Annotated in this window: 28 protein-coding genes; 12 read left to right on the forward strand and 16 right to left on the reverse strand. The window is 63.5% G+C overall.

Annotated features, from left to right (window positions below; all coding sequences use genetic code 11):
• Positions 1-36 precede the first annotated feature (36 nt).
• On the reverse strand, positions 37-510 hold the full coding sequence (locus NKH33_RS20195; RefSeq protein ID WP_352541103.1) for a VOC family protein: 474 nt from the start codon (positions 508-510) through the stop codon (positions 37-39).
• Between the two features lie 247 nt (positions 511-757).
• Entirely contained in the window at positions 758-2,755 is a 1,998-nt protein-coding gene (locus tag NKH33_RS20200) for an ABC transporter ATP-binding protein/permease (RefSeq protein ID WP_352921167.1), read from the reverse strand.
• Positions 2,756-3,366: 611 nt separating this feature from the next.
• Here NKH33_RS20200 and NKH33_RS20205 point away from each other — a divergent pair.
• A complete protein-coding gene (locus tag NKH33_RS20205) occupies positions 3,367-3,657 on the forward strand; it encodes a hypothetical protein (protein ID WP_352450454.1) in 291 nt (96 codons plus the stop codon).
• A gap of 52 nt (positions 3,658-3,709) precedes the next feature.
• On the opposite strand, the gene NKH33_RS20210 is transcribed toward NKH33_RS20205, so the two are convergent.
• Positions 3,710-4,003: a hypothetical protein gene (locus NKH33_RS20210; protein WP_352775083.1), complete on the reverse strand. Its 294-nt coding sequence runs from the start codon at positions 4,001-4,003 to the stop codon at positions 3,710-3,712.
• Between the two features lie 206 nt (positions 4,004-4,209).
• Between NKH33_RS20210 and NKH33_RS20215 the strand changes: the two genes are divergently transcribed.
• On the forward strand, positions 4,210-4,434 hold the full coding sequence (locus tag NKH33_RS20215) for an NAD(+)--rifampin ADP-ribosyltransferase (protein WP_352469830.1): 225 nt from the start codon (positions 4,210-4,212) through the stop codon (positions 4,432-4,434).
• Positions 4,435-4,552: 118 nt separating this feature from the next.
• Here the strand turns inward: NKH33_RS20215 and NKH33_RS20220 are convergent, their stop codons facing one another.
• The 3 genes from NKH33_RS20220 to NKH33_RS20230 form a co-directional block, all read right to left on the reverse strand.
• Positions 4,553-5,290 (reverse strand): class I SAM-dependent DNA methyltransferase, encoded by a 738-nt coding sequence (locus NKH33_RS20220; RefSeq protein ID WP_352770984.1) that lies wholly within the window; start codon positions 5,288-5,290, stop codon positions 4,553-4,555.
• A gap of 76 nt (positions 5,291-5,366) precedes the next feature.
• Positions 5,367-6,677, reverse strand: a complete 1,311-nt coding sequence (locus NKH33_RS20225) for a hemolysin family protein (protein ID WP_352541053.1) — start codon at positions 6,675-6,677, stop codon at positions 5,367-5,369.
• Between the two features lie 59 nt (positions 6,678-6,736).
• A complete protein-coding gene (locus tag NKH33_RS20230; RefSeq protein WP_352819949.1) occupies positions 6,737-7,678 on the reverse strand; it encodes a LysR family transcriptional regulator in 942 nt (313 codons plus the stop codon).
• A gap of 127 nt (positions 7,679-7,805) precedes the next feature.
• On the opposite strand from NKH33_RS20230, the gene NKH33_RS20235 reads away from it, so the two are divergent.
• Positions 7,806-8,825 carry a zinc-dependent alcohol dehydrogenase family protein gene (locus tag NKH33_RS20235; protein ID WP_352921170.1) on the forward strand — a complete coding sequence of 340 codons (1,020 nt, stop codon included), beginning with the start codon at positions 7,806-7,808 and terminating at the stop codon, positions 8,823-8,825.
• A gap of 47 nt (positions 8,826-8,872) precedes the next feature.
• Here NKH33_RS20235 and NKH33_RS20240 read toward each other — a convergent pair whose 3' ends face one another.
• The 4 genes from NKH33_RS20240 to NKH33_RS20255 all read right to left on the reverse strand — a co-directional run bounded on the left by NKH33_RS20240 (position 8,873) and on the right by NKH33_RS20255 (position 12,090).
• Positions 8,873-9,580 (reverse strand): LssY C-terminal domain-containing protein, encoded by a 708-nt coding sequence (locus NKH33_RS20240; protein WP_352921172.1) that lies wholly within the window; start codon positions 9,578-9,580, stop codon positions 8,873-8,875.
• 66 nt (positions 9,581-9,646) lie between these two features.
• The gene (locus NKH33_RS20245; protein WP_352921173.1) at positions 9,647-10,501 is read right to left on the reverse strand and encodes an extensin-like domain-containing protein; all 855 of its coding nucleotides are present in this window, start codon (positions 10,499-10,501) and stop codon (positions 9,647-9,649) included.
• A 118-nt stretch (positions 10,502-10,619) separates the two neighbouring features.
• Positions 10,620-11,552 (reverse strand): extensin-like domain-containing protein, encoded by a 933-nt coding sequence (locus NKH33_RS20250; protein ID WP_352921175.1) that lies wholly within the window; start codon positions 11,550-11,552, stop codon positions 10,620-10,622.
• Between the two features lie 112 nt (positions 11,553-11,664).
• Positions 11,665-12,090, reverse strand: coding sequence for a DUF3775 domain-containing protein (locus NKH33_RS20255; protein WP_023678354.1), 426 nt, complete (start codon positions 12,088-12,090; stop codon positions 11,665-11,667).
• 236 nt (positions 12,091-12,326) lie between these two features.
• Here NKH33_RS20255 and NKH33_RS20260 point away from each other — a divergent pair, with 236 nt between their 5' ends.
• Both NKH33_RS20260 and greA read left to right on the forward strand, forming a co-directional pair.
• The gene (locus tag NKH33_RS20260; protein ID WP_352541060.1) at positions 12,327-12,884 is read left to right on the forward strand and encodes a tetratricopeptide repeat protein; all 558 of its coding nucleotides are present in this window, start codon (positions 12,327-12,329) and stop codon (positions 12,882-12,884) included.
• A 325-nt stretch (positions 12,885-13,209) separates the two neighbouring features.
• Positions 13,210-13,683, forward strand: coding sequence for a transcription elongation factor GreA (gene greA, locus NKH33_RS20265; protein WP_023719113.1), 474 nt, complete (start codon positions 13,210-13,212; stop codon positions 13,681-13,683).
• 207 nt (positions 13,684-13,890) lie between these two features.
• On the opposite strand, the gene waaC is transcribed toward greA, so the two are convergent.
• Genes waaC through rfaD form a run of 3 tightly spaced genes read right to left on the reverse strand, consistent with a single transcriptional unit; the run spans position 13,891 to position 16,801 of the window.
• Positions 13,891-14,874: a lipopolysaccharide heptosyltransferase I gene (waaC, locus tag NKH33_RS20270; RefSeq protein ID WP_352819953.1), complete on the reverse strand. Its 984-nt coding sequence runs from the start codon at positions 14,872-14,874 to the stop codon at positions 13,891-13,893.
• Entirely contained in the window at positions 14,871-15,878 is a 1,008-nt protein-coding gene (gene waaF, locus NKH33_RS20275; RefSeq protein ID WP_352921178.1) for a lipopolysaccharide heptosyltransferase II, read from the reverse strand. The genes waaC and waaF overlap by 4 nt, the downstream gene beginning before the upstream one ends.
• Positions 15,851-16,801 carry an ADP-glyceromanno-heptose 6-epimerase gene (gene rfaD / locus NKH33_RS20280; RefSeq protein ID WP_352450437.1) on the reverse strand — a complete coding sequence of 317 codons (951 nt, stop codon included), beginning with the start codon at positions 16,799-16,801 and terminating at the stop codon, positions 15,851-15,853. Before rfaD ends, waaF begins: the two co-directional genes overlap by 28 nt.
• 176 nt (positions 16,802-16,977) lie before the next feature.
• Here rfaD and NKH33_RS20285 point away from each other — a divergent pair, with 176 nt between their 5' ends.
• From NKH33_RS20285 to NKH33_RS20295, 3 genes are all read left to right on the forward strand, one after another.
• A complete protein-coding gene (locus tag NKH33_RS20285; RefSeq protein ID WP_352921180.1) occupies positions 16,978-17,610 on the forward strand; it encodes a LysE family translocator in 633 nt (210 codons plus the stop codon).
• Between the two features lie 139 nt (positions 17,611-17,749).
• Positions 17,750-19,228 (forward strand): D-glycero-beta-D-manno-heptose-7-phosphate kinase, encoded by a 1,479-nt coding sequence (gene rfaE1 / locus NKH33_RS20290; RefSeq protein WP_352921182.1) that lies wholly within the window; start codon positions 17,750-17,752, stop codon positions 19,226-19,228.
• Positions 19,229-19,235: 7 nt separating this feature from the next.
• Positions 19,236-19,811 (forward strand): D-sedoheptulose-7-phosphate isomerase, encoded by a 576-nt coding sequence (locus NKH33_RS20295; RefSeq protein WP_352586848.1) that lies wholly within the window; start codon positions 19,236-19,238, stop codon positions 19,809-19,811.
• Between the two features lie 322 nt (positions 19,812-20,133).
• Here the strand turns inward: NKH33_RS20295 and NKH33_RS20300 are convergent, their stop codons facing one another.
• Positions 20,134-20,610, reverse strand: coding sequence for an Lrp/AsnC family transcriptional regulator (locus NKH33_RS20300; protein WP_352469300.1), 477 nt, complete (start codon positions 20,608-20,610; stop codon positions 20,134-20,136).
• 254 nt (positions 20,611-20,864) lie between these two features.
• On the opposite strand from NKH33_RS20300, the gene trxB reads away from it, so the two are divergent.
• Both trxB and NKH33_RS20310 read left to right on the forward strand, forming a co-directional pair.
• On the forward strand, positions 20,865-21,839 hold the full coding sequence (trxB, locus tag NKH33_RS20305) for a thioredoxin-disulfide reductase (RefSeq protein WP_352469805.1): 975 nt from the start codon (positions 20,865-20,867) through the stop codon (positions 21,837-21,839).
• A gap of 98 nt (positions 21,840-21,937) precedes the next feature.
• Positions 21,938-22,834 (forward strand): LysR family transcriptional regulator, encoded by an 897-nt coding sequence (locus NKH33_RS20310; RefSeq protein ID WP_023678345.1) that lies wholly within the window; start codon positions 21,938-21,940, stop codon positions 22,832-22,834.
• 104 nt (positions 22,835-22,938) lie between these two features.
• Here the strand turns inward: NKH33_RS20310 and NKH33_RS20315 are convergent, their stop codons facing one another.
• A complete protein-coding gene (locus NKH33_RS20315; protein ID WP_352458407.1) occupies positions 22,939-23,583 on the reverse strand; it encodes a TetR/AcrR family transcriptional regulator in 645 nt (214 codons plus the stop codon).
• A 121-nt stretch (positions 23,584-23,704) separates the two neighbouring features.
• Between NKH33_RS20315 and NKH33_RS20320 the strand changes: the two genes are divergently transcribed.
• Positions 23,705-24,457: an SDR family oxidoreductase gene (locus tag NKH33_RS20320; RefSeq protein ID WP_352469808.1), complete on the forward strand. Its 753-nt coding sequence runs from the start codon at positions 23,705-23,707 to the stop codon at positions 24,455-24,457.
• A gap of 19 nt (positions 24,458-24,476) precedes the next feature.
• Here NKH33_RS20320 and NKH33_RS20325 read toward each other — a convergent pair whose 3' ends face one another.
• Positions 24,477-24,974, reverse strand: coding sequence for a methyltransferase family protein (locus NKH33_RS20325; protein WP_352541068.1), 498 nt, complete (start codon positions 24,972-24,974; stop codon positions 24,477-24,479).
• A 100-nt stretch (positions 24,975-25,074) separates the two neighbouring features.
• Here NKH33_RS20325 and NKH33_RS20330 point away from each other — a divergent pair, with 100 nt between their 5' ends.
• Positions 25,075-25,278, forward strand: coding sequence for a hypothetical protein (locus tag NKH33_RS20330; RefSeq protein ID WP_352921184.1), 204 nt, complete (start codon positions 25,075-25,077; stop codon positions 25,276-25,278).
• The last annotated feature ends 526 nt before the right edge of the window (positions 25,279-25,804 follow it).

The following is a 25,804-nucleotide window of genomic DNA, read 5'->3' on the forward strand; positions in this document are numbered from 1 at the left end:
ATGCACCGACTTCCGCTTCGGGTCACCGCAGGACTGTCAGCCGCGCCGCGCCGCCTCGATCGCCGCAACGTCAATTTTCTTCATCTCCATCATCGCCTCGAATGCGCGCTTTGCTTCATCGCCGCCGGCGGCCATCGCTTCGGTCAGCACGCGCGGCGTGATTTGCCAGGAGATGCCCCATTTGTCCTTGCACCAGCCGCAGGCACTTTCCTGGCCGCCATTGCCGACGATGGCGTTCCAATAGCGGTCGGTCTCCTGCTGATCGTCGGTGGCGATCTGGAAGGAGAAGGCTTCGTTGTGTTTAAACGCGGGCCCGCCATTGAGGCCGAGACAGGGGATGCCGACGACCGTGAACTCGACCGTCAGCACGTCGCCTGCCTTGCCGGACGGGTAGTCGCTGGGAGCGCGGTGGACGGATTTCACCGAACTGTCGGGAAAAATCTCGGAATAGAAGCGGGCCGCAGCCTCGGCGTCCTTGTCGTACCAAAGGCAGATCGTGTTCTTGGCGATTGTCATTGCTGGTCCCTTTGCTTTCGAAATCAATCTGGGCTTTTGAAATCAACCCGGGTTGCATCGGCGTTGCACCGGACATGGAAATGCGCTCGTGCCATCGACGTTCCGACAGCAGCAGCTGCCCGGAATCAAGGTACCACGGCTGGTGCTTTCAGGACCAGATACGGGCAGTGACTCGAACCGGCGATGGTCCGCCTGGTCCGACCGGCGGCCTCACTCTTTGCGAAGGGCAGCGCCGCTTTGCTCAAGGTCGCGCTGGCTTTCCGTTGGCGCGCCGTTGTCTCAGAAGGCGCATGAGCAAGTTCCGTCTGTCCTTGCGCGGGACGAGTTCGATATCGCTGACAAGTTTTGCGCCGCCCTTGTGCCGCTCCAATGTGATCTTGCGGCTGTGGAAGGCCTCCAGCTCGGCGCGGTGCGCTACGCTTATGATGGTGACCTTCGGCAATTCGCGAATAATCATCTCCATCATCTTGTCCTGGCTCTTCTCATCGAGTGCCGACGTTGCCTCGTCCAGCACGATGATATCGGGGCGGTGCAGTAGAAGACGCGCAAAGGCGAGGCGCTGCTTTTCGCCACCCGACAAGGTCTGGTCCCATGGCGCGTCCTCCTCGATCCGGTCGTTGAGGTAGTCGAGTCCCACCTTGTCGAGGGCAGCCTTGATCTTATCCAGCGTCCAGTTGTCGGCGGCGCCTGGATAGGCGACAGCGCGGCGAAGCGTCCCGGTCGGGATGTAGGGCCGTTGCGGCAACATGAACAACCGTCTGTCGGCGCGGATGTTGACGCTGCCGCTACCCCATGGCCACAGACCCGCGACGGCCCGCACCAGCGTACTCTTGCCCGAGCCGGATTCGCCGGCGACGAGCACCCGCTCGCCTGGTTCGATCACGACCTCGGTTTCCTTGACCACGGCGGTGCCGTCGTCGAGCGACACGGAGAGATTGTTCAGGCTGAGCATCGCATTGCCGCCGGTCTCGCCGCGCTTTATGCGTCCCAGCGTGTTGCTCTGTTCCGCCCGCTCGAGCCCGTCGAGCGACATCATCAGCGAAGCGATGCGCCGAGCACAGGCGTTCCAATCGGCGAGACGGGGATAGTTGTCGACCAGCCATCCGAACGCGCCCTGCACGATGGCAAAGGCCGAGGCAGCCTGCATGACCTGTCCAAGTGTCATGCTGCCTTCGAGGAACTTTGGAGCGCAAAGCAAGACCGGCACGACAGGCGCAAACAGGCTCGACCCCTGAGACACCAGTGCCGTGCGCATGTGCTGGCCTGCAAGGAGCGCCCATTGCCTGAGCACATGGGCAAATGTCTTGTCCATGCCGCTGCGCTCCTCCTCCTCGCCGCCGAGCAATGCGATGCTCTCGCCGTTTTCCCGCACGCGCGTCAGCGTGTAGCGGAACTCGGCTTCCGCCTGATTTTTTTCCTCGGAGAGGTGGACGAAATGGCGGCCAATGACCGCCATCGAAGTGGACGTGATCGCGGAATAGAGCACTGCGGTGATGACTAGGAAGCCGGGAATGGTGACGGTCGAACCTGCAATCGTCAGGGTCAGGGCGCCGCCGATCGTCCAGAGCACCACGATGAAGGTCGAGGCCGACAGAAATGCGACGATGACACCGGCGATGAAATCGACGGGCGATTCGGTGGCAATCCGCAAATCCTCGGCGATGCGGGCTTCGGGGTTGCTGTGATCGCCGCCGACGAGGTTCAGCTGATAGTAGCGGCCGCTTGCGAGCCAGCGCGCGATGACCGCGGTGGTGAGCCAGGACCGCCAGCGGCGCTGTATCCTCATGCGAAAGAAGACCTGTGCCACCACAAGGCTGGCGCTTCCGATCACGAGTGGCAGGAATACGGCGCTCAGCCAATATACGGTGTGGGCATTGCGTTGCTCAATGGCGTCGAAAATTGCGCGGTTCCAGACATTGATCCCATACTGGAAGCCGACATTGGCGACGATCAGGACCAGCAGCCCGATCGTCAACGGCCAGGCGACCCTGTCGCCACTGCCGCTCCAGTAACCGCGCGCGCTGATCCAGAAGCGCTTAAGCAGGTATCTCTTGCGCGTCCGCTCGGCCTCTTCAGGTGTCAGCTCGGGATCGGGTTCGGTGACATCCGGCGGCGGCGCGGGCTGGCCGACGACCTCTGACGCGACTTCGACAGTCGATTGTTTCTCGCGGCGCGACTTCTCGGCATCGCGCGATTGGGCGCCGTCAACCGATTTCAGCTTAAATTTAGCCTCGGGCATCCGGCGATAACGGGTTAAAAATCAGAAGGTTTCATAGCGTCCGCTCGAGATCCCGGATGCCAACAACGCCAAGGCTTCTCAGCTGTTCCGGTGCTCGCAGCAGCCTATGGCCGTTCTCGATGACAGGCTTTGATCGTCGCGGGCAGTTAACCGCAGGTGCCGGCTACGGGGTGGAATCCGGAAGTCTGCTGGAATGAGGTTGAACGGCGACCCTTGGGATCAATCTGCTGGACGAGCAGTCTCGACAATTCGCTTCAGGCTCTCAAGATTTGTTCGCATTGCCGCGTTCGAAGAAGCTGGACGCAAGCGGCGCGAGAAGTGCCATCGGCCCGGGAAGCCCTTTCCCGGTAATCGAAGCCTCGAAGTGGAGATGCGTCCTGTGGCCCGTCGGCGCCAGCCGAAAGGGGTAGGTGAATGGTGTCGGCCCGCTCAAGCTGGACAAAGTCAGTAGTGCATCGACTTCGAACTCGGTGATCTCCACGATGTTTGCGAGGAGCTGCCCGGCACTGCTTTGCCGGCGAGCATCCGCTGCTCAGCCTGAACGTGCCAGCGCTGAATTCCGGAACAAGGGTGCGATTTTGCCGTTGAGCCAGAAACTGGAAGCGACCCGCATGTCCGAATTGCCGAATGAAGAGATCGAAGGGCGGCTGAACGCCCAGCGCGAGACTCTGGCGCTGGTCGTTGCGCTGCTTGCCAGCAAGGATACGGCACCCGAGCGAATATGGGCCGAACTGGAGGCCCGTTTTCAGTTTCAGAACAGTCAGGAGGACCCTGGCGTCCTGCCAAGCCGCGCATTCGCCATCGAAGCTGCGAAGATGCGGGAGTTCAAGCTGATCGCCGAAGAGGCGCAGGCGCGCAATGCGGAATGGAACGGCAGGGACAAGCCCCAGGGCGCCAGCTGAAACCCCGGCGAGTGGATGCAGGACCGGCCATTTTACGATGACTGAGCAAGCGTCAGCTTTGCTGCAAAAGTGTACCTGCCAACTCCTGCCATTCCTCGTCAAGCGTTAAGGTCGACGGCGCCGCGTTGCTGCGGCGATACCAATATTCCGCATTCGACTGGTCGCCTTCCTTGCGGTGGAGATAGGCATGCACGTGCATGCCCGCCGTATCGTCGCGCTGCTGCGCGCACTCGTGCGCCTTGACCCAATCGCCCTTTGCATCCCACCACAGCGCCTGCAGGGCAGGGCTCAAGCCGGCTGGCGGCTGTGGTTTCGCAATCGAGTCTCTGAAGACTTGCAGATCCATTTTCCACCTTGGCGACGGTGCAGCCGCCGATAATAACCGCGCCGGCAGCCGACCGCTAGCGCGCATCGGGCGGTATGACCGGAATGGATGTCGGCAGCGCTGAGCGCGGACGGCCGATAACCGCGCGGCCGGAGGCTTGGTTCGATGAGGTGCATGAAATAGTGCGCACCATGATGCCTGAGACAACGAGGATGAGTAGCGAGCCGATGACAGCCTCCGACCAGCCGCGCCAATTCTACCACGGCACCCGGGCCGACCTTAAACCGGGAGACCTGATCGAAGCCGGCCACAGCGCCAACTACGGCGCGCGAAAGCAGGCAGCCTGGGTCTATCTAACCGGCACTCTGGATGATGGACCATCTCGAACGGCTGAGGGCACAAGGCATCGAGGCAATCGATTGATCGCTGAGTCCTGCGATTGCCAAGCTTGACCTGGCTGACGGTCGGCAGTCTCATTTCTGCGTCGCAGCCGCCGCAAAATACGGCTCCACGTCCGCAATGGGGCCGCGAGTTGTCGTTGCTTGCTGGCTGGAGAGCGGATGCTCCTTTTCATCTGGCCGCGAACGTGATGATCTCTGGGCTCGAAGGGCCAAGTGGGCTGCCGTCAAAGTCGCCGAATTGCTGTTCGATCCGTAGCCCCGCGTTCCCCAGCAGGCTCGATAAGGCGTCCGTCTCGAGGAATCGCAAGGTGCTGCGACTAACTTGCGGAAGGCTCGGATGCTTTCCGCCGAACCTGTGGGTGAATGTCACCGTCTGTCCATCGAACGGCACGATCACCTCTGTTGTGATCTGCACCAGCGACCCGTCAGGCAGCTCAACGACGACCGCATTTTCGGGTGTCCAGTGCTCCCACGCCCGCACCGAAGGGTTCCGCGTTTCGAACGCGAAGCATCCGCCTGGGACAAGGGCGTGTCGGACAGCCGCCATGAAATCCCTCAGGTCTTCGTCGCTGACAAGGGCCTGGAATGCGTGCCCCGTCATCACAATGAGATCAAATTCGGCTGTCCAGCCGGCCGATTGGAGATCGCCGAGAACCCATTCGATATCCGCGCGCGTTCGTGCGCGATTCAACACGACGGGTGCTGGGTCGATGCCGCAGAGCCGCCCTGAATGTCCGGCCAGGCGTGCCTCGTGAAGGAGGGTGCCCGTTCCACATCCGACATCAAGCACCGCGTCTGCTGTTAGAATGCGGGGCAGGTAGAAATCATAGTCGTCGCGCGCAGATCTCGGGTGCCAGGCATCGTAGACGGCAGCGAGATACGGGTCGGCGAAAAGGTGGTCGACCATAGGCGGTATTCCCAATCAACTTTGACTGTGCGAGCGGTGTCGCCGCGAGCATATAGCCCATAAGTCGCGTCGATCGTTACCGCACGACCTCGCGGTGGCCGCCGGGCAGGCGGGTGGCGATGAGCTTGTCGATGCGGCGGCCGTCGAGGTCGACGACCTCGAAGCGCCAGCCTTGCGCGTCGACGCATTCGCCGGTCGCCGGCAGATGGTGCAAATGCGACAGCACATAGCCGGCGACGGTTTCATAATCGCGGCTCTCAGGCAGGTCGATGCCGAGGACCTCTGCCATCTCGTCGGCCTGCATGTAGCCGGCGAGCAGCCATGAGCCGTCCTCGCGCTTGACGGCGTTTTCCTCTTCGCCGGCGTCGAGATCCGAACGGAAGACGCCGGTGATCGCTTCCAGAATGTCGGCCGGGGTGACGATGCCTTCGAAATGGCCGTACTCGTCATGCACCAGCGCCATCGGCACGTCGGATTCCTTCAGCGTCGCAAGCACGTCCAGCGCGTCGGCCTGGTCGTGCACGATCGGCGCGGCCCGCACGTGCCGGCGCGGGTCGAGAGCGCGGCCGCCGAGCATTGCGGCCAGCACGTCGCGGGTCTGGACGACGCCGATCATGGCGTCGACGCCGCCGTCGCCGGCCGGCAGGCGCGAATGCTGGGTGTCCATCAGCAGCTTCCTGATGGCCGCCTCGTCGGATTGCAGATTGATCCAGTCGACTTCGGTGCGCGGCGTCATCACCGCGCGCACGGCACGGTCGCCGAGCCGCATGACGCCGGCGATCATCCGCCGTTCGTCGGATTCGATGGTGCCGTGGTGCTCGGCTTCGGCGACCAGCATCTTGATCTCCTCGTCGGTGACCTTATCCTCGCTCTGACCGCGCTGGCCAAGCAGCCACAGGAGGGCGCGGCCGGAAAAATCGAGCAGGAAGACCAGCGGCGCCGAGACGCCGGCGAGGATGGTCATTGCCGGGGCAACCCTGACGGCGACCCGTTCGGGGTCGCGCAATGCGATCTGCTTGGGCACCAGTTCGCCGATGATCAGCGAGCCATAGGTGATGAGGGCGACGACGATGCCGACGCCGAGCGGATCGGCGAGGCTTTCGCGGATGCCGGCCGACGCCAGGGAGGTGGCCAGCCGCTCGCCGAGCGTGGCGCCGGAAAAGGCACCGGACAAGACGCCGACCAAAGTGATGCCGATCTGCACCGAGGACAGGAATTTTCCCGGATTGGCGCCGAGCGCCAGGGCCCGGCCGGCGCCCTTGACGTTGCGGTCGATCATCGTCTTGAGGCGCGCCGGCCGCGACGAGACGATGGCGAGCTCGGACATCGACAGAAGGCCGTTAATGCAGATGAGGACGACCACGATGGCAATTTCAGCATAAAGCATGCCGGGTCCATAGCATTGCCGCGCTGTTTTCGAAAATAGGACGGTCGCGCTTTTTAAATTTAGCGAGCCGGGCAATCAGGCGGCACTCCTGCCGCATCCCAGGACGGCGCGGCAAAATGCTCGATCAGGGCGTCGACGACGACGCGCACCTTTGGCGCGAGATTGCGTGTTACCGGCCAGATGGCATGCACCACGGTGTTTTCGACAAGACAGTCCGACAGAACCATTTCGAGCTCGCCGCGCCTGATGCTGTCGGCCGTCAGCCATGTCGGCAGATAGACGATGCCGCAGCCGGCCAGTACCGCATCGAGCATCGGTTCGCCGTGACCGAGCACCAGCCGTGCCTTGGGCGCGAATTTTTCGAGACGGCCGTCGGCATGCCTGACGGTCCAGGGATGGACAGTGCCGTCGCGGCCGTAGCCGATGAGGCTGTGCCTGGCCAGGTCCTCGATCGATTGCGGCCTGCCATGGGCGTCGAGATAGGCGGGGGCGGCGCAGACGCCCGAACGCTGGGCATAGATGCGGCGCGCGGCGAGCGACAAGCTGTCGTCGAGGTCGCCCATACGCACCGTCAGGTCGATGCCTTCCTCGATCAAGTCGACGCGCCGGTCGTTGAAGGAGATTTCCATCGTCAGATCCGGATATCTTTTGGAAATCTCGAACAGCACTGGGGCGACGCACCGGCGGCCGAAGGCCAGAGGCAGGTCGACACGAAGCCGGCCGGAAGGCACCTGCTTGCGGGAAGCGAGCAGCGACTGGGCGGCATCGATCTCGGCCAATGCCCTGACGCAGGCTTCGTAATAGCTCAGGCCCTCGCTGGTCGGGCTGAGGCTGCGGGTGGTGCGGTTGAGCAGGCGAACGCCTAATCGCTGTTCCAGCTGCGCGATCGACTTGCCGACCGCCGATTTGGTGACATGCAGCCGCGCGCCGGCGCCGGTGAAGCTTCCGGCCTCCACCGCGTGAACGAATGCGACGATGCCTTGCAAATTGGCCGATTCCAATGAAGCGCTCCTATTGTAGAGTTTTGCTCCTTAATCTGTTGCAGAACATGCCACATGGAAGCACTTTTCTCCATAGTGAAACGGCGTAAATGTCTCGCGCAATCATCAACCACGGAGCGCGAACCAAATGAGCACCGAAAACAGATCCTGGCAGATGAACGGTTTCGGCCTGTCCAGGTTGAAGCCGGCTGATGGAAAGCTGCCCCAAGCCGGGCCGCATGATCTTCTGGTACGCGTCACAGCGGTATCGCTGAATTACAAGGACAGGATGATCGTCGATGGCGTGCTGATACCGGACCTCAGCTTTCCGTTCGTGCCGACATCGGACGCGGTAGGCGAAGTAGTCGCCACCGGCAGCGAAGTCAGCCGCTTCGGCATCGGGCAGCGCGTGCTCGGCCAGGTGATCGCCGACTGGCCGGACGGCGACGCCCCGCCGGTGCTGCACAAGCATACGCTTGGTTCGTCACTGCCCGGCATGCTGTTTGAGCATGTGCTTTTTCATGAGGATGCCGCCGTGGCGGCGCCGCCGTCGCTCAGCGACGTCGAGGCATCGACGCTGCCGATCGCGGCGCTGACGGCGTGGTTCGCGCTGGTCGAGGCGGCCAAGCCGATCCCGGGGGAAACCGTTCTCATCCAGGGCACCGGCGGCGTGTCGCTGTTTGCGCTGCAATTTGCCGCCGCCTTCGGCCTGCGCGCCATCGTCACCTCGAGCAGCCACGAGAAGCTCGAGCGGGCGAAGGCGCTCGGCGCCTGGAAGGCGATCAATTATCGCAGCCAGCCGGCATGGGACGAGGCTGCGCGTGAGCTGACAAACGGCGCCGGCGTCAGCCACGTGCTGGAAATGGTCGGCGGCGACAATGCGCGACGCTCGCTCAACGCGCTGGGCGCCGACGGCCGGCTGTCGGTGATCGGCCTTCTCGGCAGCATGGAACTCAATTTTCCGGTCCTGCCGTTCATACGCAACCGGATCGTCGTACAAGGCATATCGATCGGCCACCGCCGCGCCTTCGAGCGAATGAACCAGGCGATCGAGACGCTCGCGATCAAGCCGGTGATCGACAAGGTGTTTGGCTTCGACGAGGTGCCGGAGGCATTTGAGCGTCTGGAGACAGGACCGTTCGGCAAGATCGTGATCACCGTGCCCTGAGCCCGTCGGGACGAAATGGCTGTCAGACGGGAAGGCCGATTGCGCGCCTACGGCAGTTGCAGCAGGACCCCGATGATGGCCCTGCCGTCGGTGAAATAGGGATCGCCTTCGCCGTTGCGCCCGGTCTTTGTGGCGCCGACGCCTGGTATCTCGCTGGTCGAGATCAGCATGCCGGCGGCGGAGAGGTCGCGCATCAGCCCGTCGCGCTCGGCGTCGACGTCGGGGCCGATATGATGGGTGATCGCGCCGGTGTCATGGCTGAGGCCGACGCCCCGGTCGAAGCTTGCCGAGCCGAGCCAGAGCGGCCGGCCGTCGTCTCCGGTCGCATCGGTCTGCCAGAAGCGGACGTGATGGCGCCGGTCGGCACTGTCGCCGACCGGCTTTTCGAAGGCGAGGTCCTGGGCGCGGCCTTCGAACACAAGCCGGCTGACCGGCGCGTCGGGATAGGGGCGGTTGAACAGCACGCTTTCGCCGATCTCGATGGCGGTCTTCAGCGTGATGGCGTCTGCCGTATCCCAGCCGGCGACGGCAAAAGCATGGACAACCTCCTTCTTGGTGCCGACAAGGCCGACATTGATCGGATCGCCCGGAATGCCTTGCGGCGTGTGCGTCACCATCTCGAATTGCTGATTGCGAAAATTGCGGTCCCGCAACGTCCAGAACTCAGGCGCGGCGAAATAGGCGAGCGAAAGATAAGCGGCACAGCATGCCACCAACCAGGTCGTTGCACGTCGTCGAAGGCTTCGTTGGCTCAAGAGGCACCACCCAAGCGTCTGCGCATCATCTTAACCGGCGCAGCAAGTCTTGGGCAGGGGCTGCAATCAGCGGCAGGCGCGATAGCCGTTCTTGCGGTTCTTGATGTCGAAATGGAAATGGTTGCGGTGGTCGTAGTTGTAGCCGGGGCCGAGCACGGTGGTGAAATACTGGCAGCCGTCGGCGCGCACATTGTTGAGGAAGCCGCGGGTGCGGAAGGCGAACAGGCCGGGCTTGCGGACGTCGATATCGTCGCCATTGTTGAGTTCGATGCTCATCACGTCGAGCGCATTGCCCTTGCCGTGTTCGGACAAAACACCTTCGCCGGCGATCCTGCGGCAGGAATAGCTCGAGCCCTGGTGGATGGTCTTGACGCCCGAGAAATAGCGCCAGCGGGCCGACGGGACGAGTTCGTTCCTGGTCCAGCCGGCAAAGGTGGCGGCCATGTCGCAGGTCAGCGTCGCGGCCGGCTTCATCTCGACGCTGCCGATGGCCGAGACCTTGACCGGATAGTCGATGCCGCACTGGCCTTCATGGATCGGCGCAACGTCGGTGTAGACAACGCCGAGGCGTTTCAGTTCCTTGCGGCAATCGATCTCGGTGGCCGGCATCTGTTCGGCCGGCGACATCGGGTTGTCCATGCGCGGATAGGCGGCGGTCATATAGGGGTTGGACGGGACGAGGCGCTGCATGCCGGAATATTCCGGGCGGGAACTTTGTGGGTCGGAATTGGGCGCGCCGGAATTGGGCGGGACGGCAGCGGTCTGGCTGCCGACATCGACGGCCGGCTGCAGCGACAGCACGCTGCCGGTATTGCAGGCGGAGACCCCCGCAATGGCAAGCATGGCGGCAAGCCTGCCGGCCATACGCGCGCGCCTTGTTTGCCGCGCGGCGGCAAGCGCAGCGCGAAATATTCCGGCCATCGGCAGGGTTCCTGTCCCCAGATGGCACAGAGTTTAATCGCCAAGGGTAAAGGAAAAATCAGCGGCGCCGTTCACGCCTGCGGCCAAATTGCGGCGCCCGATCTCGGCGGGCTCGATGTCACTGGCAAAACGTGCCGCCATTGCGGCGCGGTTCGAGGTCGAAGTGGAGATGCAGCGAATGATCGGCATCGCTGCCGGGGCCAAGCACGGTCTTGAACGGTCCGCAGGCTGCCTTGCGCACTGCGTTCAGGAATTTCGCGTCCTTTTCCGGCGGCGCGGGGCCGACATCGATCTCCTTCCCGTCCGAAAGCTTGAAGCTGGCGATATCGAGCGCGTTGCCGAAGGCGTGCTCCGACAATTTGCCGCCGCCATTGCGCGACCGGCAGACAAAGGCGGAGGCCTGGCCGATCGATTTAATATCCGCGCCGAACTCGGCCTTTGCGGCAGGCTGGATGACCGAAGCAGCAAAGCGTGCGGCCGCTTCCGCCATCTGGCAATTCAGCTCGGGCTCCGGGCCGATGGCGATGGATTTGCCGAGCGTCCTCAGCACGATCGGGTAGGGGATCGAGCAACCGACCGCCGTATCATGCTCGGGCTTGCGCTCCTCGAAATCGACGCCCATCGATTTCAGCCGCCTGCGGCAGGCCAATTCCTCGGCCGGCATTTCTTTCCCGGCAATGGCGGCCGATCGAGGATCAGGAAGGATTTTTTGCTCCGCCTTCTCGTCTGCCTCGGCGGGGTTTGGTGGCGCGACCGATGGGTTTGCCGGCGGCTCGGCCTGCGCCGGCTTTTCAGGCGGCTGCGGTGCGATCGCCGGTGGCTCCGGCTGCTCGGTCTTGGACTGGCCATTTTGGGGCTGATCGTTTTGAGGCTGACCGTTTTTGGGCCGCTCAGCCTCCGGAGCGGGGCGTGGTTCGGGGACCGGGATCTCGGTTGGCGATGGCGAAGTGGCTTCCCGGTTGGGCTGGGGAACCGGTGCGGTTTGCGGTAGTTCGGGCGCCTTGGCTAATGCAGGTCCCGCCAGCAGCGACGCCGCCGCAACGGCGAGCATCAGTCTGCACAATCCGGAAAAACCAAACGCCGCCATCAGCTCGCAACGGCCAGAATGCAGGGAAGTTGCCTTGGACGAAGGTTCGAGGCGATCACAATCGGTAACCGCGCCGTCACGCGCCGATCGCCTCCAGGCCTTCCTCGAGCCAGTCCGCCAGCAGCGGCATGCCGAGCAGATATTTTGCCGTGCGCTTGTTGGCGCGCTCGCGGGCGGCGGACAGCGCGTCCGTCCATTCCGTCGCGTCATAGTCGCCGCGGCCGACCCAGGCCAACGCAATCAGTTCGGCCGCTTCGTCGACATTGAGATCGTCGATCAGCTCGCGCAATTCTTCTTCGGTGAGATCTTCGGAGCTTTCCTCGGCAAGGCCGTCATGATGGTGGTTGTCGTGCGCGTTGCCGTCGAGCTCTACCTCGTGCTCGGCGCCGTCGGCATAGTCTTCGTTGACGGCGGCGCTGAGCGCCTTCGCCTTCAGGATGAACAGGCGCACGGTGTCGGGACCGATCGAAAGCTCCCAGTCTCGTTCAACGCGTTGCTGCACCGGCCGTCTCCCTGCTTCGTGCTCGGTCGGCCCGATGATAGCGGATTTGCAGCGCTCGTCACGTTATCTTGCGCGGCGGCGTTGATCGTGAGCATGATTTCCGATGCCCTCTCTTCCCGGGATAAGATGGCCTTGCTGGGAGAGATCGCGGTTTTGAGATAGGATGGCATTTTCCGGGGACGAAACGGCTTCGGCCCGGCGTTAGTGTTGCATTGTCAGGTTCAAAGGAGAGTGTAATGCGCAGACGATTGCTGATTTACGCCATGGCCATTGCCGCCCTGCCGCTGATTGCGGCTCCGGCGTTTTCGGCTGGTGAAGGCGGGGGAGGTGGTGGTGGCGGCGGCGGCAATGGCGGCGGCGGCCAGAGCCAGTGCAAGAAGGGGCAGGCCTGGGACAAGAAGCAGAAGAAATGTGTCTCGCCGAAGCAAGGCATGCTGGATGACGACAGCATCTATGATGCCGGTCGCGCGCTGGCGATGGATGGACGCTATGACGAGGCGATCGCCGTGCTCAGCCTCGCCGCCAACAAGCAGGACCCGCGTATCCTCAACTATCTCGGCTATTCGCACCGCCATTCCGGCCGCGTCACCGTCGGCCTCGGCTATTACGAGGAAGCGCTGCGCATCGACCCGAACTACACGCTGGTGCGCGAATATCTCGGCGAGGCGCACCTGCAGATCGGCGATCTTGCTGGCGCCCAGGAACAGCTCCGCGAGATCGAGAAGCGCACGGGCAAGGGGTCTCGCGAATACGGCATGCTGTCGGAGCAGATCGATCACTTCATGAGGAGCTGATCCGACTTCCGGACGCTGCTCATACCGGCTGCGGCGATCGCAGCCGGTTTTTTGCTGTGCTCACATGCTGCTCGGAACTGGAATTTGGCATCACGGTACACGATACGATCTTGGAAACCCCGCTCGACGTGGGGTCAGCCGTGCAATCGGTGGATGATTTTTCAAAAACCGACTTTTTGGACGTGAAAAACCCGCGAAGATTGCTATATCTTGCAAGATTGTGGTGAGACGGTTCCGTTAGCGAGGCTGCCGGACCGTTTTCTTTTTGTACCATCGACAAGGTCGCTCCCGATTGCGGGGGCGGCGGCAGGAAAGGTCAGGCATTATGAACAAGGTCCCGATGACAGGCGAGGGGTTCGCGTCATTGAAGGAAGAACTGCGCTGGCGCCAGCAACAGGAGCGGCCGCGTATCATCGAGGCGATTTCCGAAGCGCGCTCGCATGGCGACCTCTCCGAAAATGCCGAATATCACGCGGCAAAAGAGGCACAGAGCCTCAATGAGGGCCGGGTCAACGAGCTCGAGGACCTGATCGCGCGGGCCGAGGTGATCGATGTCACCAAGCTCAGCGGCGACAAGGTCAAATTCGGCGCCACCGTGGTGCTGGTCGACGAGGATACCGAGGAGAAAAAGACCTACCAGATCGTCGGCGACCAGGAAGCGGACGTGAAATCCGGCCGCATCTCGATCTCCTCGCCGATCGCGCGCGCGCTGATCGGCAAGGAAGTCGGCGACGCCATCGAGGTCAACGCACCGGGCGGCGCCAGGGGCTACGAGATCGTCCAGGTGCAATTTATCTAGGGGATTGGCGCTGCTCTGCCTTCTCCCCCTGTGGGAGAAGGTGGCCTCGCGAAGCGAGGTCGGATGAGGGGTGTTCCAGCTTGGCTCCCTCCGCACTCCGTCCAACACCCCTCATCCGTCTCGGCGCTTCGCGCCGATCCACCTTCTCCCACAAGGGGAGAAGGGAAGGGGCAGCGCTGACCTTTCCGATTGAATGGATTGAGCAAATCAGCGGTCACCGGCCTGACCAAGCGTCTGGCGCTCCACAAGCCTCTCGGCTTCCGCCATCACCTCCGGCGGGGTGACGCTGTGACCGGGCCTGGCCAGCAGCGTCGATGAGAATGGTCCGCGCGGGCCGGTCAGGCCGGGCTCGGTAGCGAGGAATATCGCCACCGTCGGCAGGCCGAAAGCGCTGGCGAGATGGGTCAGGCCGGTGTCGGCGCCGATGACCAGCGTCGAGCCGCCGATGACAGCGGCGATCTCGGCAAGCGGCGACCTGGCGACCACCACGGTTTGCGAAACGGCGCCGGCGATCGCTTCGGCAGCCGCCTGTTCCCGATCGTTCGACCAGGTGGTGACCGGCGTCATCCCCTTGTCCACCAGCAGACGGGCGGTTTCGATCCAGTCCGCGACCGGCCATTTCTTGTCCTCGCGGCTGGTGCCATGCAGCAGGAAGGCGGTCTTTTCACCGACAAGAATGGATCTTCCGGCCGGCGGCGCGATGCCGGAGTCAAGCCGGGAAAGATCCGGCTCGTAGCCGAGCGCCAGCCCGAACAGGCGTCTCGTGCGCTCGATGGCATGCAGGCCGCGCGGCACGGGATACCGGTGGTCGTAGAACAAGGTCGCCGACGGCTCCCGAGCGCTCGACCGATCGAAACCGGCGATCGGCGCTGCCGCCAGCCGCGCCACCAGCGCCGATTTCAGCAAGCCTTGCCCATCGAGAACGAGGTCGTAGCGGCAATCGCGCAAGGCGCGGCGCAAGCCGATCACTTCCCGCCATGTGCCGGGCTCGAGCAGCTTCCTGCGCCAGCGCCGGATCGCCACGCTGTGGATGGTCTGGATGGCTGGATGCAGCGCCACAATGCCGGCAAATGCCTCTTCGACACACCAGTCGAAGGAGATATCCGGCCGAGCGCGGCGCGCGTCCTCGATCGCCGGGAAGGTGTGGATGACGTCGCCCATGGACGATGTCTTGACGATCAGCACTTTCATGCGGCGGCCGGCATTTCCAGCAGCCGCTCCGCCGCCGCCACGACGCGTTCGACCTCCAGCGTTTTCAGGCAGTTGAGATGACCGAGCGGGCAGATTTTTTTGTGGCAGGGCGAACAGGACAGGCCGAGCCAGACCAGTTCGCGGCGCTCGGCGAGCGGCGGCGTGTTCTGCGGCGAGGTTGAGCCGTAGATGGCGACGACCGGCGTGCCGACCGCGGCGGCGACATGCATCAGCCCGCTGTCGTTGGAGACGGCGAGCCTCGCCGCGGCGATCAGGTCGATGGCATCCTCGAGCCGCGTCTGGCCGGCAAGATCGACCGTGCCCGGCGCCAGCGCGGCGATTTCCGCCGTCACCCCAGCGTCGTTCTTCGATCCGAACAGTGCCACGCCAAACCCTTTCGCCATCATCTCACGGGCAAGGCCGGCATAGTGTTCGCTCGGCCAGCGCTTGGCCGGGCCGAATTCTGCGCCGGGCATGAGTGCCACGAATTTCCCCGCCGTCAGCCCGAAACGGCTGAGCAGTGCCGCCTGGCTGGCTTGATCGACGGCGAGCTTCGGCGTCTGGAAGGCGCCGCCACGGGCAAGGCTGAAATAGGCCTGCGCGGTGCGCCGCTTCAGGCGATCGGGCAAGGGCACGATGTCGGTCAGCAGCCCGTAGCGCATTTCCCTGAGATGGCCGACACGGCGCGGAATGCCGGCAAAGAACGGGATCAGCGCCGACTTCCAGCTTCCCGGCAGGACAAAGGCCATGTCGTAGCGGCCGCGCAGCAGGCGGCCGAAGCGCCTTCGGATGCGGAATTCGAATGCGCCGGATTGCAGCGGCAGGTCGATCTGCTGACGGATTTCGGGCATGCGCTTGACCAGCGGTGCTGCCCATGCCGGCGCCAGCACATCGATGGCGGCATCCGGATGAAGCTCCCTCAGCGCCTGGAATAGGCACTGCGCCATCACCATGTCGCCCACCCAGCGTGGGCCGATCACGAGGATCGTTGGGCTTTCAGCCATTCGACATAGTCTCTGACGCCGGTTTCCACTGTGCGGAACTGGCCATTGTAACCGGCTGCGCGCAAGCGGGACATATCAGCTTGCGTAAAGCTCTGGTAGCTGCCCTTGAGGTGGTCGGGAAACTCGATGAACTCGATCTGGCCTTGGCCCAGCGTATCGATCACCGTTTCGGCAATGGCGCGGAACGGCTGGGCCTTGCCGGTGCCGCAGTTGAAGATGCCGCTCGAGCCGCGTTTCCACAGCCACAGATTGACGTCGGCGACATCGCCGACATGGATGAAGTCGCGGCTCTGCTCGCCGGGCCCGAAACCACCATAGGCGCCGAACAGCTTGGGATTCTGCCCTTGCTCGACCTGGTTGAACAGATGGAAGGCGACAGAGGCCATGGCGCCCTTATGCGCCTCGCGCGGTCCATAGACGTTGAAATAACGCAGGCCCGCGACCGGCGAGTGATCGGTATCGAAAACGGTGCGGCGGACATAGTCGTCGAACAGTTTTTTCGAATAGGCATAGACGTTCAGCGGCCGTTCGCATTGCGGCTCCTCGCGGAACTCGGCGCCGCTGCCATAGACCGAAGCGGAGGAGGCATAGAGGAACGGCACGCGCAGGGCCAGGCAGGCGTGCAGCAGGCGCTTCGAATAGGCGTAGTTGACCTCCATCATGAACTTGCCGTTCCATTCGGTGGTGGTCGAGCAGGCGCCCTGGTGGAAGACGGCCTCGATGCGGCCGAGGTCACCGGCCTCCATCCGCGCCAGAAAATCGTCCTTGTCGAGATAGTCGGCGATCTCGAGATCGGCGAGGTTTGCGATCTTGTGGCCGTCGGTGAGGTCGTCGACGACGAGGATGTCGCTGAAACCCTCGGCGTTGAGCGCGGCGACGATGTTGGAACCGATCATGCCGGCGCCGCCCGTGACGATGATCATGAAAGCCTCTGGTACCTTGTGCCGGTTGTAGCCCTTGTGGGATTCTGGCCTTATAGGGGAGGCGGGCCGGGCTGTCGACAAAGCAGGTGGCTGGGCGGCCGGATGAGCGCCATAGTGGCGCCGCAAACGTCACGTTTCAGTCGGCCTGCCGGCCGACCGGCGACAGGAGCAAGGTAATGCCGTCAACCGAACTGCTTGTCGCCTTTTTCGCCACCACGGCGATCTTCGCCTATATCCCCGGCCCGGCCATGCTCTATGCCGCCGCGCAAACCATGGCGCGCGGCCGCTGGTCCGGCCTGATGGCGGCGCTCGGCATCCATCTTGGCGGCTACGTTCATGTCTTCGCCGCCGCTGTCGGCCTGTCGGTGCTTTTCCATGCCGTGCCGGTGCTTTACATGGCGGTCAAGCTGGTCGGTGCGCTGTATCTGATCTGGCTCGGTGTTTCGCTGTTTCGCGCCAAGGCGCAAGGCGACGTTGTCTTGCCGGGAATTCAGCCGAAATCCGCCCGCCGCGCCTTTTTCGAGAGCATTGCCGTCGAGGTGCTCAACCCCAAGACGGCGATTTTCTTCATGGCGTTCCTGCCGCAATTCATCGATGCCTCGGCAGCGTTTCCGGTCTGGCTGCAGTTCGTTGTGCTTGGAACAATCGTCAATTTGATGTTCTCGTCGGCCGACATTGTTTGCGTGATACTGGCCGGCGCGGTGATCGCCAGGCTGCGGCAGTCGAGCCGGGCGCAGCGCCTGATGCGGCGCGCTGGCGGTGCGGTGCTTGTCGCTCTGGGCGTGCATGTCGCGTTGCAGAAAAGCTGACGCACTGTCTCGCCGCCGCGACCGGTCGAAGGCCCGGCGTTGCGTCGGCTGAAATTGCGGTATATCGGCATCGCCATGAACGGCCGGCCCTGCCAATCGAATTTCCCATCACTGAAAATCGGCTCTCCCACGCGTTGACATGATCAAGCTGCCCTCTCCCGAACCTCTTCACCGCGCCATTTCGCGCTTCGGCGGCGCCACCGTGCTGGTGGTCGGCGATTTCATCCTCGACCGTTTCGTCAACGGCGTGATCGAGCGCATTTCGCCGGAGGCGCCGATCCCCGTGCTGCACGGGCGCGGCGAAACGCTGGCGATGGGTGGCGCCGGCAATGTCGTCGCCAATATCGTTTCGCTCGGCGCTGCCGTCATGCCGGTCTCCGTGATCGGCGCTGACGAGGCCGGCAAAAACCTCATGCGCATGCTCGGCGACTTTGGCGTCGACACCGGCGGGCTGGCGCAGGATGCCGATCGCATGACGTCGTCGAAAAGCCGCTTCAGCGCGCTCAACCAGCAGGTGCTGCGTTTCGACGAAGAGGAAATCAAGCCGCTGGGCGATGCCGAGCGCGCGACATTGATCGGGCATTTTCGCCAAGCGCTGGCGGGCGCCGACATCGTCATCCTGTCCGACTATGGCAAGGGCGTGCTGCTCGACGGCGTCGCCGGCGAGCTGATCTCGATCTGCCGGCAAGCGGGCAAGCCGGTGCTGGTCGACCCGAAGGGCCGCGACTATGCGCGTTATGCCGGCGCGACGGCAATCACGCCCAACCGCAAGGAACTCGGCGAGGCGGTCGGCCGCGCAGTGTTTGCCGACGACGAAATCGAGGCGGCGGCACGCCAGCTGATTTCGGCGCACGGTTTCGATTTCGTCGTCGCGACGCGCAGCGAAAAGGGCATGAGCGTCATCGGTGCGGACGATGCCCGCCATATCGCCACGCAGGCGCGCGAAGTGTTCGACGTTTCGGGCGCCGGCGACACGGTAATCGCGACCTTCGCGCTGGCTCTTGCAGCAGGGGCTGATCGTGTCATGGCCGGATCGATCGCCAACGCCGCCGGCGGTGTTGTCGTCGGCAAGCGCGGCACGGCGCGGCTGACGATCGAGGAACTCACCGGTGCGCTGTTTCGCTCGCATGGTCCGGTCGCCCACTTGGATGCGATCCTCGATGCCGCCGCCGCCGTGCGGCTGGTGGCGGGCTGGAAAGACGAGGGCTTGAGCGTCGGCTTCACCAATGGCTGTTTCGATATCCTGCATGCCGGCCATGTCAGCCTGTTGCATGCGGCGCGCAGCCAGTGCGACCGGCTGGTGCTCGGCCTCAACAGCGATGCCTCGGTGCGCCGGCTGAAAGGGCCGGGGCGCCCGGTCAACGACCAGCATGACCGGGCCTGCGTGCTGGCAGCACTTGCCTCGGTCGACGCCGTCGTCATCTTCGAGGAGGATACGCCGCTTTCGCTGATCGAGGCGCTGAGCCCCGACATACTGGTCAAGGGCGCCGACTATACGGTCGATCAGGTGGTTGGCGCCGATGTCGTGCAGAAGGCCGGCGGCCGCGTCGTGCTGGTCGACCTCGTCGCCGGCAAGAGCACGACCGGCACCATCGGCAGATTGCGCGCCGGGAACTGAGGGTTTCATGTCCGAACTGAACGATTACCTGGCGCGCTCGGCGGCCGCGATTTCGGCGATGGTCGAGCGCGACCTGACCAGCGAGATGGAGCGGGCGGTCAGCGCCGTCGTCGCCGCGCTTTCGCAGGGCAAGGCGCTGCTGATAGCAGGCAATGGCGGTTCGGCCAGCGACGCCATCCATATCGCCGGCGAGCTGGTCGGCCGCTTCCTCAGGGAGCGCAAGGCCTACAACGTCATCGCGCTGCCGGCCAACGCGGCGGTGCTGACCGCCTGGGGCAATGATTACGGCTTCGACACGGTGTTTGCGCGCCAGGTCGAGGCGCATGGTTCGGCGGGCGCCGTGCTGCTCGCCATCTCGACCAGCGGCAATTCGCCAAGCATCCTCGCCGCCGCCCAACAGGCGCGCATGATGGGCATGACGGTTGTCAGCCTGACCGGCGACACCGGCGGCAAGCTGAAGCCGCTCTCGGACATCCTGCTCAACGTACCCTCGACCTCGACGCCGATCATCCAGCAGGGGCATTTGTGCCTCTACCACCATTTGTGCGAAATGGTCGAAACGCGCCTCTGCGACGCAGGGTGATCCTCGAACTCTCAGGACCTGGGTTCCTCGCCCTCCGCGAAGCGGGGGAGAGGTGGCCGCGAAGCGGCTGGAGAGGGGGCTTCGTAGAGCGCGGTTCCCCTCTCCGTCTCGGCTTCGCCGAGCCACCTCCCCACTTTCGTGGGGCGAGGAACCTAAGCTGGAATGAAGCCAATCTTCAACGCTGAAGGCAATTTTGTTCTTGCTTTGTGCCGGCAGCTATGCTACTAATTTCGGTATGGTGATGATTCCACCGACGATCCCGCCCGCCGAGGCGGGTTTTTTGTTTCCGGTTTTTTGTTTCGCAGCCGCTTTGCCTGCTCTCTTAAGCCGAAAACGCCACCAGCCCTTCGTCTTTGACCCGGCGGATGGTCAGCGCGGTTCGCACCGTATCGACATTGGGGGCCGAGGCCAGTTCCTCGATGACGAAGGTCTGGAAGGTGCCGAGATCGCTCGCCACGCAATGCAGCAGGAAATCGGACTCGCCCGACACCATCCAGGCGTCGCGCACGATCGGCCAGCCGCGGGTGCGCTCGGCGAAGGTCTTGAGTTCGGCGTCGGCCTGGTGATGCAGGCCGATCAGACAGAAGGCGACGACGTCGAGGCCGAGCGCCGGAGCGTTGAGCAAAGCGCGGTAACCGCGGATGATGCCGGCCTCTTCCAGCCGCCTGACGCGGCGCAGGCACGGCGGCGCCGAAATGCCGACGCGGCCCGACAGTTCGACATTGGTCATGCGTCCGTCCTGCTGAAGCTCGCGCAGGATCTTCCAGTCGATGGCATCGAGATCGGCCTTGATCGGCATGGTGGCTTCCGTGGTGACGCGAAAGAATCTTTCGCGACTTTGTAATTAAACGACTTTGCTGTCCATTCCATCCGCTGGATCGAGGATTTTCGCACATCTTGCTGCGGGTTGCTTGTCGCCGTCGCCGGCGCCGAAGCTTTCCGGGGACGAACGGCAACTTGCCTTGCTGGCATCGCAGGCAACACTTACATTACGCGCAACAATCGACGAGAGTTCATGCCACAATCCATGGCTGCTCCCCGCAGAGGTTTTTCATGATCACCAAGCACGCGCCTGTTCTCATCATCGGCTCCGGCCCCGCTGGCTATACGGCGGCGATCTATGCCGCCCGCGCCATGCTCAAGCCGATGCTGGTCGCCGGCCTGCAGCAGGGCGGGCAACTGATGATCACCACCGATGTCGAAAACTATCCGGGCTTCGCCGAACCGATCCAGGGTCCATGGCTGATGAGCGAGATGCTCAGGCAGGCCGAGCATGTCGGCACCGACATCGTCAACGACATCATCACCGAGGTCGACCTCAACGTGCGGCCGTTCCGCGCCAAGGGCGATTCCGGCACGATCTATACCGCCGACGCGCTGATCATCGCCACCGGAGCCCAGGCGAAATGGCTGGGCATCCCGAGCGAACACACCTTCATGGGTTTTGGCGTCTCGGCCTGCGCCACCTGCGACGGCTTCTTCTACCGCGGCAAGGACGTCGCGGTGATCGGCGGCGGCAATTCGGCGGTGGAGGAAGCGCTCTATCTCTCCAACCTGGCCAAGAGCGTCACCGTCATCCACAGGCGCAGCGATTTCCGCGCCGAGCGCATCCTGCGCGAGCGGCTGCTGCGGAAAGACAATGTCCGCATCATCTGGGACACGGTGGTCGACGAGATCACCGGCAGGCCCGGCAAGGCGCCGCTGCCGCCGTCGGTCGAAGGGCTGAAGCTGCGCAACGTGGTGACCGGGCAGGAGATGCATCTGGTGGTCGACGGCGTGTTCGTGGCGATCGGCCACGCGCCGGCGGTCGAGCTGTTTGCCGGCAAGCTGAAGCAGAAGCCGAACGGCTATCTGTGGACGGCGCCGGATTCGACCCGCACCGATATGCCGGGTGTGTTCGCCGCCGGCGACGTGACCGACGACATCTACCGCCAGGCGGTGACGGCGGCCGGTCTCGGCTGCATGGCCGCGCTCGAGGCGGAAAAATATCTGGCAGGGATCGAGGTTCACCGCGAAGCGGCGGAGTGATTGTTCGATAAGCGGCTGAGAAAAGCCGCGCAAAAGCCTGATTTTTCATTCAGACGCCGAAAACAGGCGGACGCCAGAAAACAGGACGAGGGGAAATCATGGCGTTGGATTGGGACAAGCTACGCGTGTTTCACGCCGCGGCGGAAGCGGGGTCGTTCACCCATGCCGCGGAAACACTGCATTTGTCGCAATCGGCGATCTCGCGGCAGGTCAGCGCGCTCGAGCATGATGTCGGCGTGCCGCTGTTCAACCGCCACGCCCGCGGCCTGGTGCTGACCGAGCAGGGCGAGATGCTGTTCCGCACGGCGCATGACGTGCTGATGAAGCTCGAAACCATCAAGTCGCGACTGACCGAAACCAAGGACCGGCCCTCCGGCGTGCTCAGGGTGACGACCACGGTCGGCCTCGGCGCTGGCTGGCTGACAGAGCGCGTGCAGGAATTCATCGAGCTCTATCCCGAGGTCAGCCTGCAGCTCATCCTGGCCAATGAGGAGCTCGATCTCACGATGCGCCAGGCCGACTGCGCCATCCGGCTGCGCCAGCCGCAGCAGCCGGACCTCATCCAGCGCCGCCTGTTCACCGTGCATTTCCATCTCTACGCGGCGCCATCCTATGTAAACAAATATGGCAAGCCGAATTCGATCGCCGAGCTGAAAACCCATCGCATCGTCACCTTCGGCGTGCCGGTGCCGGCGCATCTGTCGGAACTGAACTGGCTGGAGACGGTCGGCGATTTCGAAGGCGGGCAAAGGGTGCCGACGCTGCAGATCAACGACATATTGTCGATCAAGCGGGCGGTGCAGGGCGGCGCCGGCATCGCCATGCTGCCGGATTACGTGGTCAGCAAGGATTCCGGACTGGTGCAGTTGCTGCCCGAGACCGAAGTGCCGTCCTTCGATACCTATTTCGCCTATCCCGATGCGATGAAGAACCAGGCGAAGCTGCATGTCTTCCGCGATTTCATCATCGCCAAGGCGCGCAGCTGGTCGTTCTGATTTAATGCGTGTCGCGCAAAAGCGTGCAGCGGTTTTGCGATAAGGACATGCATCAAACAAGAACCTAAAGCGCGTCGCATCAGGTCGGTCGAACGCAACGCGCTTTAGGAACGCGTATCCGCCAGCGTGCTGGCGCCGTAGCGCAAACCGTCGACCAGCAGGGCAACCATGCGCCGCGCCTGGGCAGGGCCGCCGCCATGTGCCGGCATGGCAAGGCTGGCGGCCGCCCCCAACAGGTCGCCCGGCTCGATATCGGCGCGCACCTCGCCGGCCGCGGCCGCCGCCTCCAGCAATGTTTGAAGCGCGGGCCGGAGCCGTTGGTTGAAATAGGCAGGCAAAGTGTCGAATGCCGGATTGCCTGAGTACAAGGCTGCCGCGAGGCCGCGTTTTGCCGTGATGAAATCCACATAGCGCTGCATCCACAGGGCCAGCGCTTCACCGGGCTCATGCTTTCCGGCCAGGATCGGCGCGGCGTCCGCACAGGCGTCAACCTCGTTGCGGAAGACGGCCACGATCAGGTCCGAGCGCTGTGGAAAATGGCGGTAGACGGTGCCGACGCCGACGCCAGCCTTTTCCGCGATCTCTCGCACCGGAGCCTCCACGCCGGAGGTCGCGAACACCGCCATGGCCGCCCGGAGCAACGCGTCGATGTTGCGCCGTGCGTCGGCGCGCACGTGGCGATCCGCGCGGTCGCGGGGTTCCAGACCATCGCCTTGATCCGTTTTGCCGTTCGGCGTTTTTTCGCCCATCAAATTACCTCTTGCAAACGGAACCTTGTTCCGGATATATGTGGAACGTGGTTCCGTTTGACTTGTATCTAGCACGGCAAAGCGGTGTTGGCCACACATCGGTGCACAAAAGGAGATTACCATGCAGGACAAACCCGTCGCCCTGGTCACCGGGGCCAACAAGGGCATCGGTCTTCAGATCGCCAAGGACCTCGCGGCGAACGGCCTTACCGTGCTCGTAGGATCGCGCAGGCTCGAGCATGCCGAGGCAGCCGCAAATAGCATCGGAGAGGATGCCCACGCCCTGCAGCTCGACGTCACCGATCAGGCGTCGATCGCCGCCGCGGCAGAGCGCATCCGCATCGAACTCGGCCGCCTCGACGTGCTGGTGAACAATGCCGGCATCTCCCATGCGGGAAAGCCGGGCAGGCCGCTCGAGGAGATCATCAATTCGGGCCGCCCGAGCATTGCCTCCCTCGACGACGTACGCGCCGTATTCGAGACGAACGTGTTTGGCATCGTCGCCGTCACGCAAGCGATGCTGCGGCTCCTTCGTGAGGCGCCGGCGGCGCGTATCGTCAACGTATCGAGCGGCGCCGGCTCGCTGACATTGAACGCGGATCCGGCCTTTCCGTACCGCACGTCGTTTGGCGCCGTCTACAACCCGTCGAAGACGGCCGTCAACGCGATGACGCTCGCCTTCGCCATCGAGCTCGAGGAGACCGGCATCAAGGTCAACGCTGCGTGCCCGGGCTACACCGCGACGGAGCTCAACAACTTCGAAGGTCCGCGCACAGTCGAACAGGCCGCGCGGGAGCCCGTGCGCCTCGCGCTTCTCGACGCGAACGGTCCGACGGGCACGTTCTCGAACGAGGACGGCCCGCTGCCGTGGTGACGCAGCGTTGGAGCCTGCGTCAGCCGCGCCAAGGTGTCAGGCGGGGCAGCCAGCCTGGTACGGCACGGCGGTAGGCCTCGTATTCGTCACCGTAGCGGCGGGCAAGCGTCGGTTCCTCGTATAGTCTCACGAAGGAGATCATGGCGGCCGCGGCGATGACTAGATAGGCGGCGACCGTCCAGCTCGAAAACAGCAGTGCCTGGCCGAGGACGATCGACAGCACGGCGACGTACATCGGATTGCGGACATGGCGGTAGATGCCGCCGACGACCAGCCTCTCGGTCGGCGCGACCGGGGCGGGCGTACCCCGACCCTCCAGGGCAAACCGGGCAAAGGCGTGCAGCAGTATGGCTGTGCCGGCGACAACCAGCAGCCAGCCCACAGGAACGAAACCGGGCAGTCTCGACCAGGGCAGGCGATAGCGATCGGTCAGCAGCCAAGGCAACAGTCCGGCGACCACGCCGGGCGCTACAGCAAGAAAGATGACGCTGCCGGCGATCGCCGAAGTGGCTCGCATATAGCTCTCCTTACGGGCGCGGCCTTGAACGGTCTCCTGCAACGCGCTTCAGGTCTTGTCCGGCACGTAACCCAAGCCGCCGCACCTCAGGTCAAGCTCGATGGCGGGCTTTTGGGCGGCATGCACCAGCAAGGTCTGCCTGCCGAAAAAACAAACGCGTGCTGCACGATTCCACGTCATCCTGCGTTTTTCGACTTTCCGAGCAGGAATCGCTGCTGATTCGCAGCCGCGGATCGATTTTTGCCTTGCCGCAGGCTGTATTTCAGCGATTCAACTGGTCCTATTGCGCTTCGGGACGGATTAGACCACAGCCGGCGCCTTTTTGCATGTGAGTGTTGCAAAATAGATGCTTGTTTCTTGGGCATGAAGAGCACATATATAGATCATCTCCTGAGCGCGTTCTCCTCCCATTAGCGCTCTCGAGTGTTCCCCTCTGGAGGTTAGCCTTAACAGGCACTTCCAATCAAACTCAGCCGGGTCTTCATTGATCCGGCTTTTTTGTTGCCCGAAACCAACACATCGCCAGAAAATCGGCCGGAACGGTCGCGTAACAGTGACATGTAACCTCGGGTAACATGCCGCGGGCGCGCCAAATCGATTAAGCAGAGCATAGGACGCGGTGTGGCTCGTCCGGGGGATGGGGGCATCACTCGGACGACCCGGGCTCAGGCAGCTACCGCGTCCGAACCTTCCTCCGCCAAAACACCGGCGGCAAGCATGCGGCGGACCTGCCGTTTCGCCTCCCACGAAGACGGTCCGCAAGAAACGGCCCCCGCGGGCTACCGCGCCCGAGGACACGTAGGCCGCCACGGCCCGCACCGCCCGCCTAG

The sequence above is a fragment of the Mesorhizobium sp. M1182 genome (assembly GCF_040318335.1).
GTDB lineage: Bacteria > Pseudomonadota > Alphaproteobacteria > Rhizobiales > Rhizobiaceae > Mesorhizobium.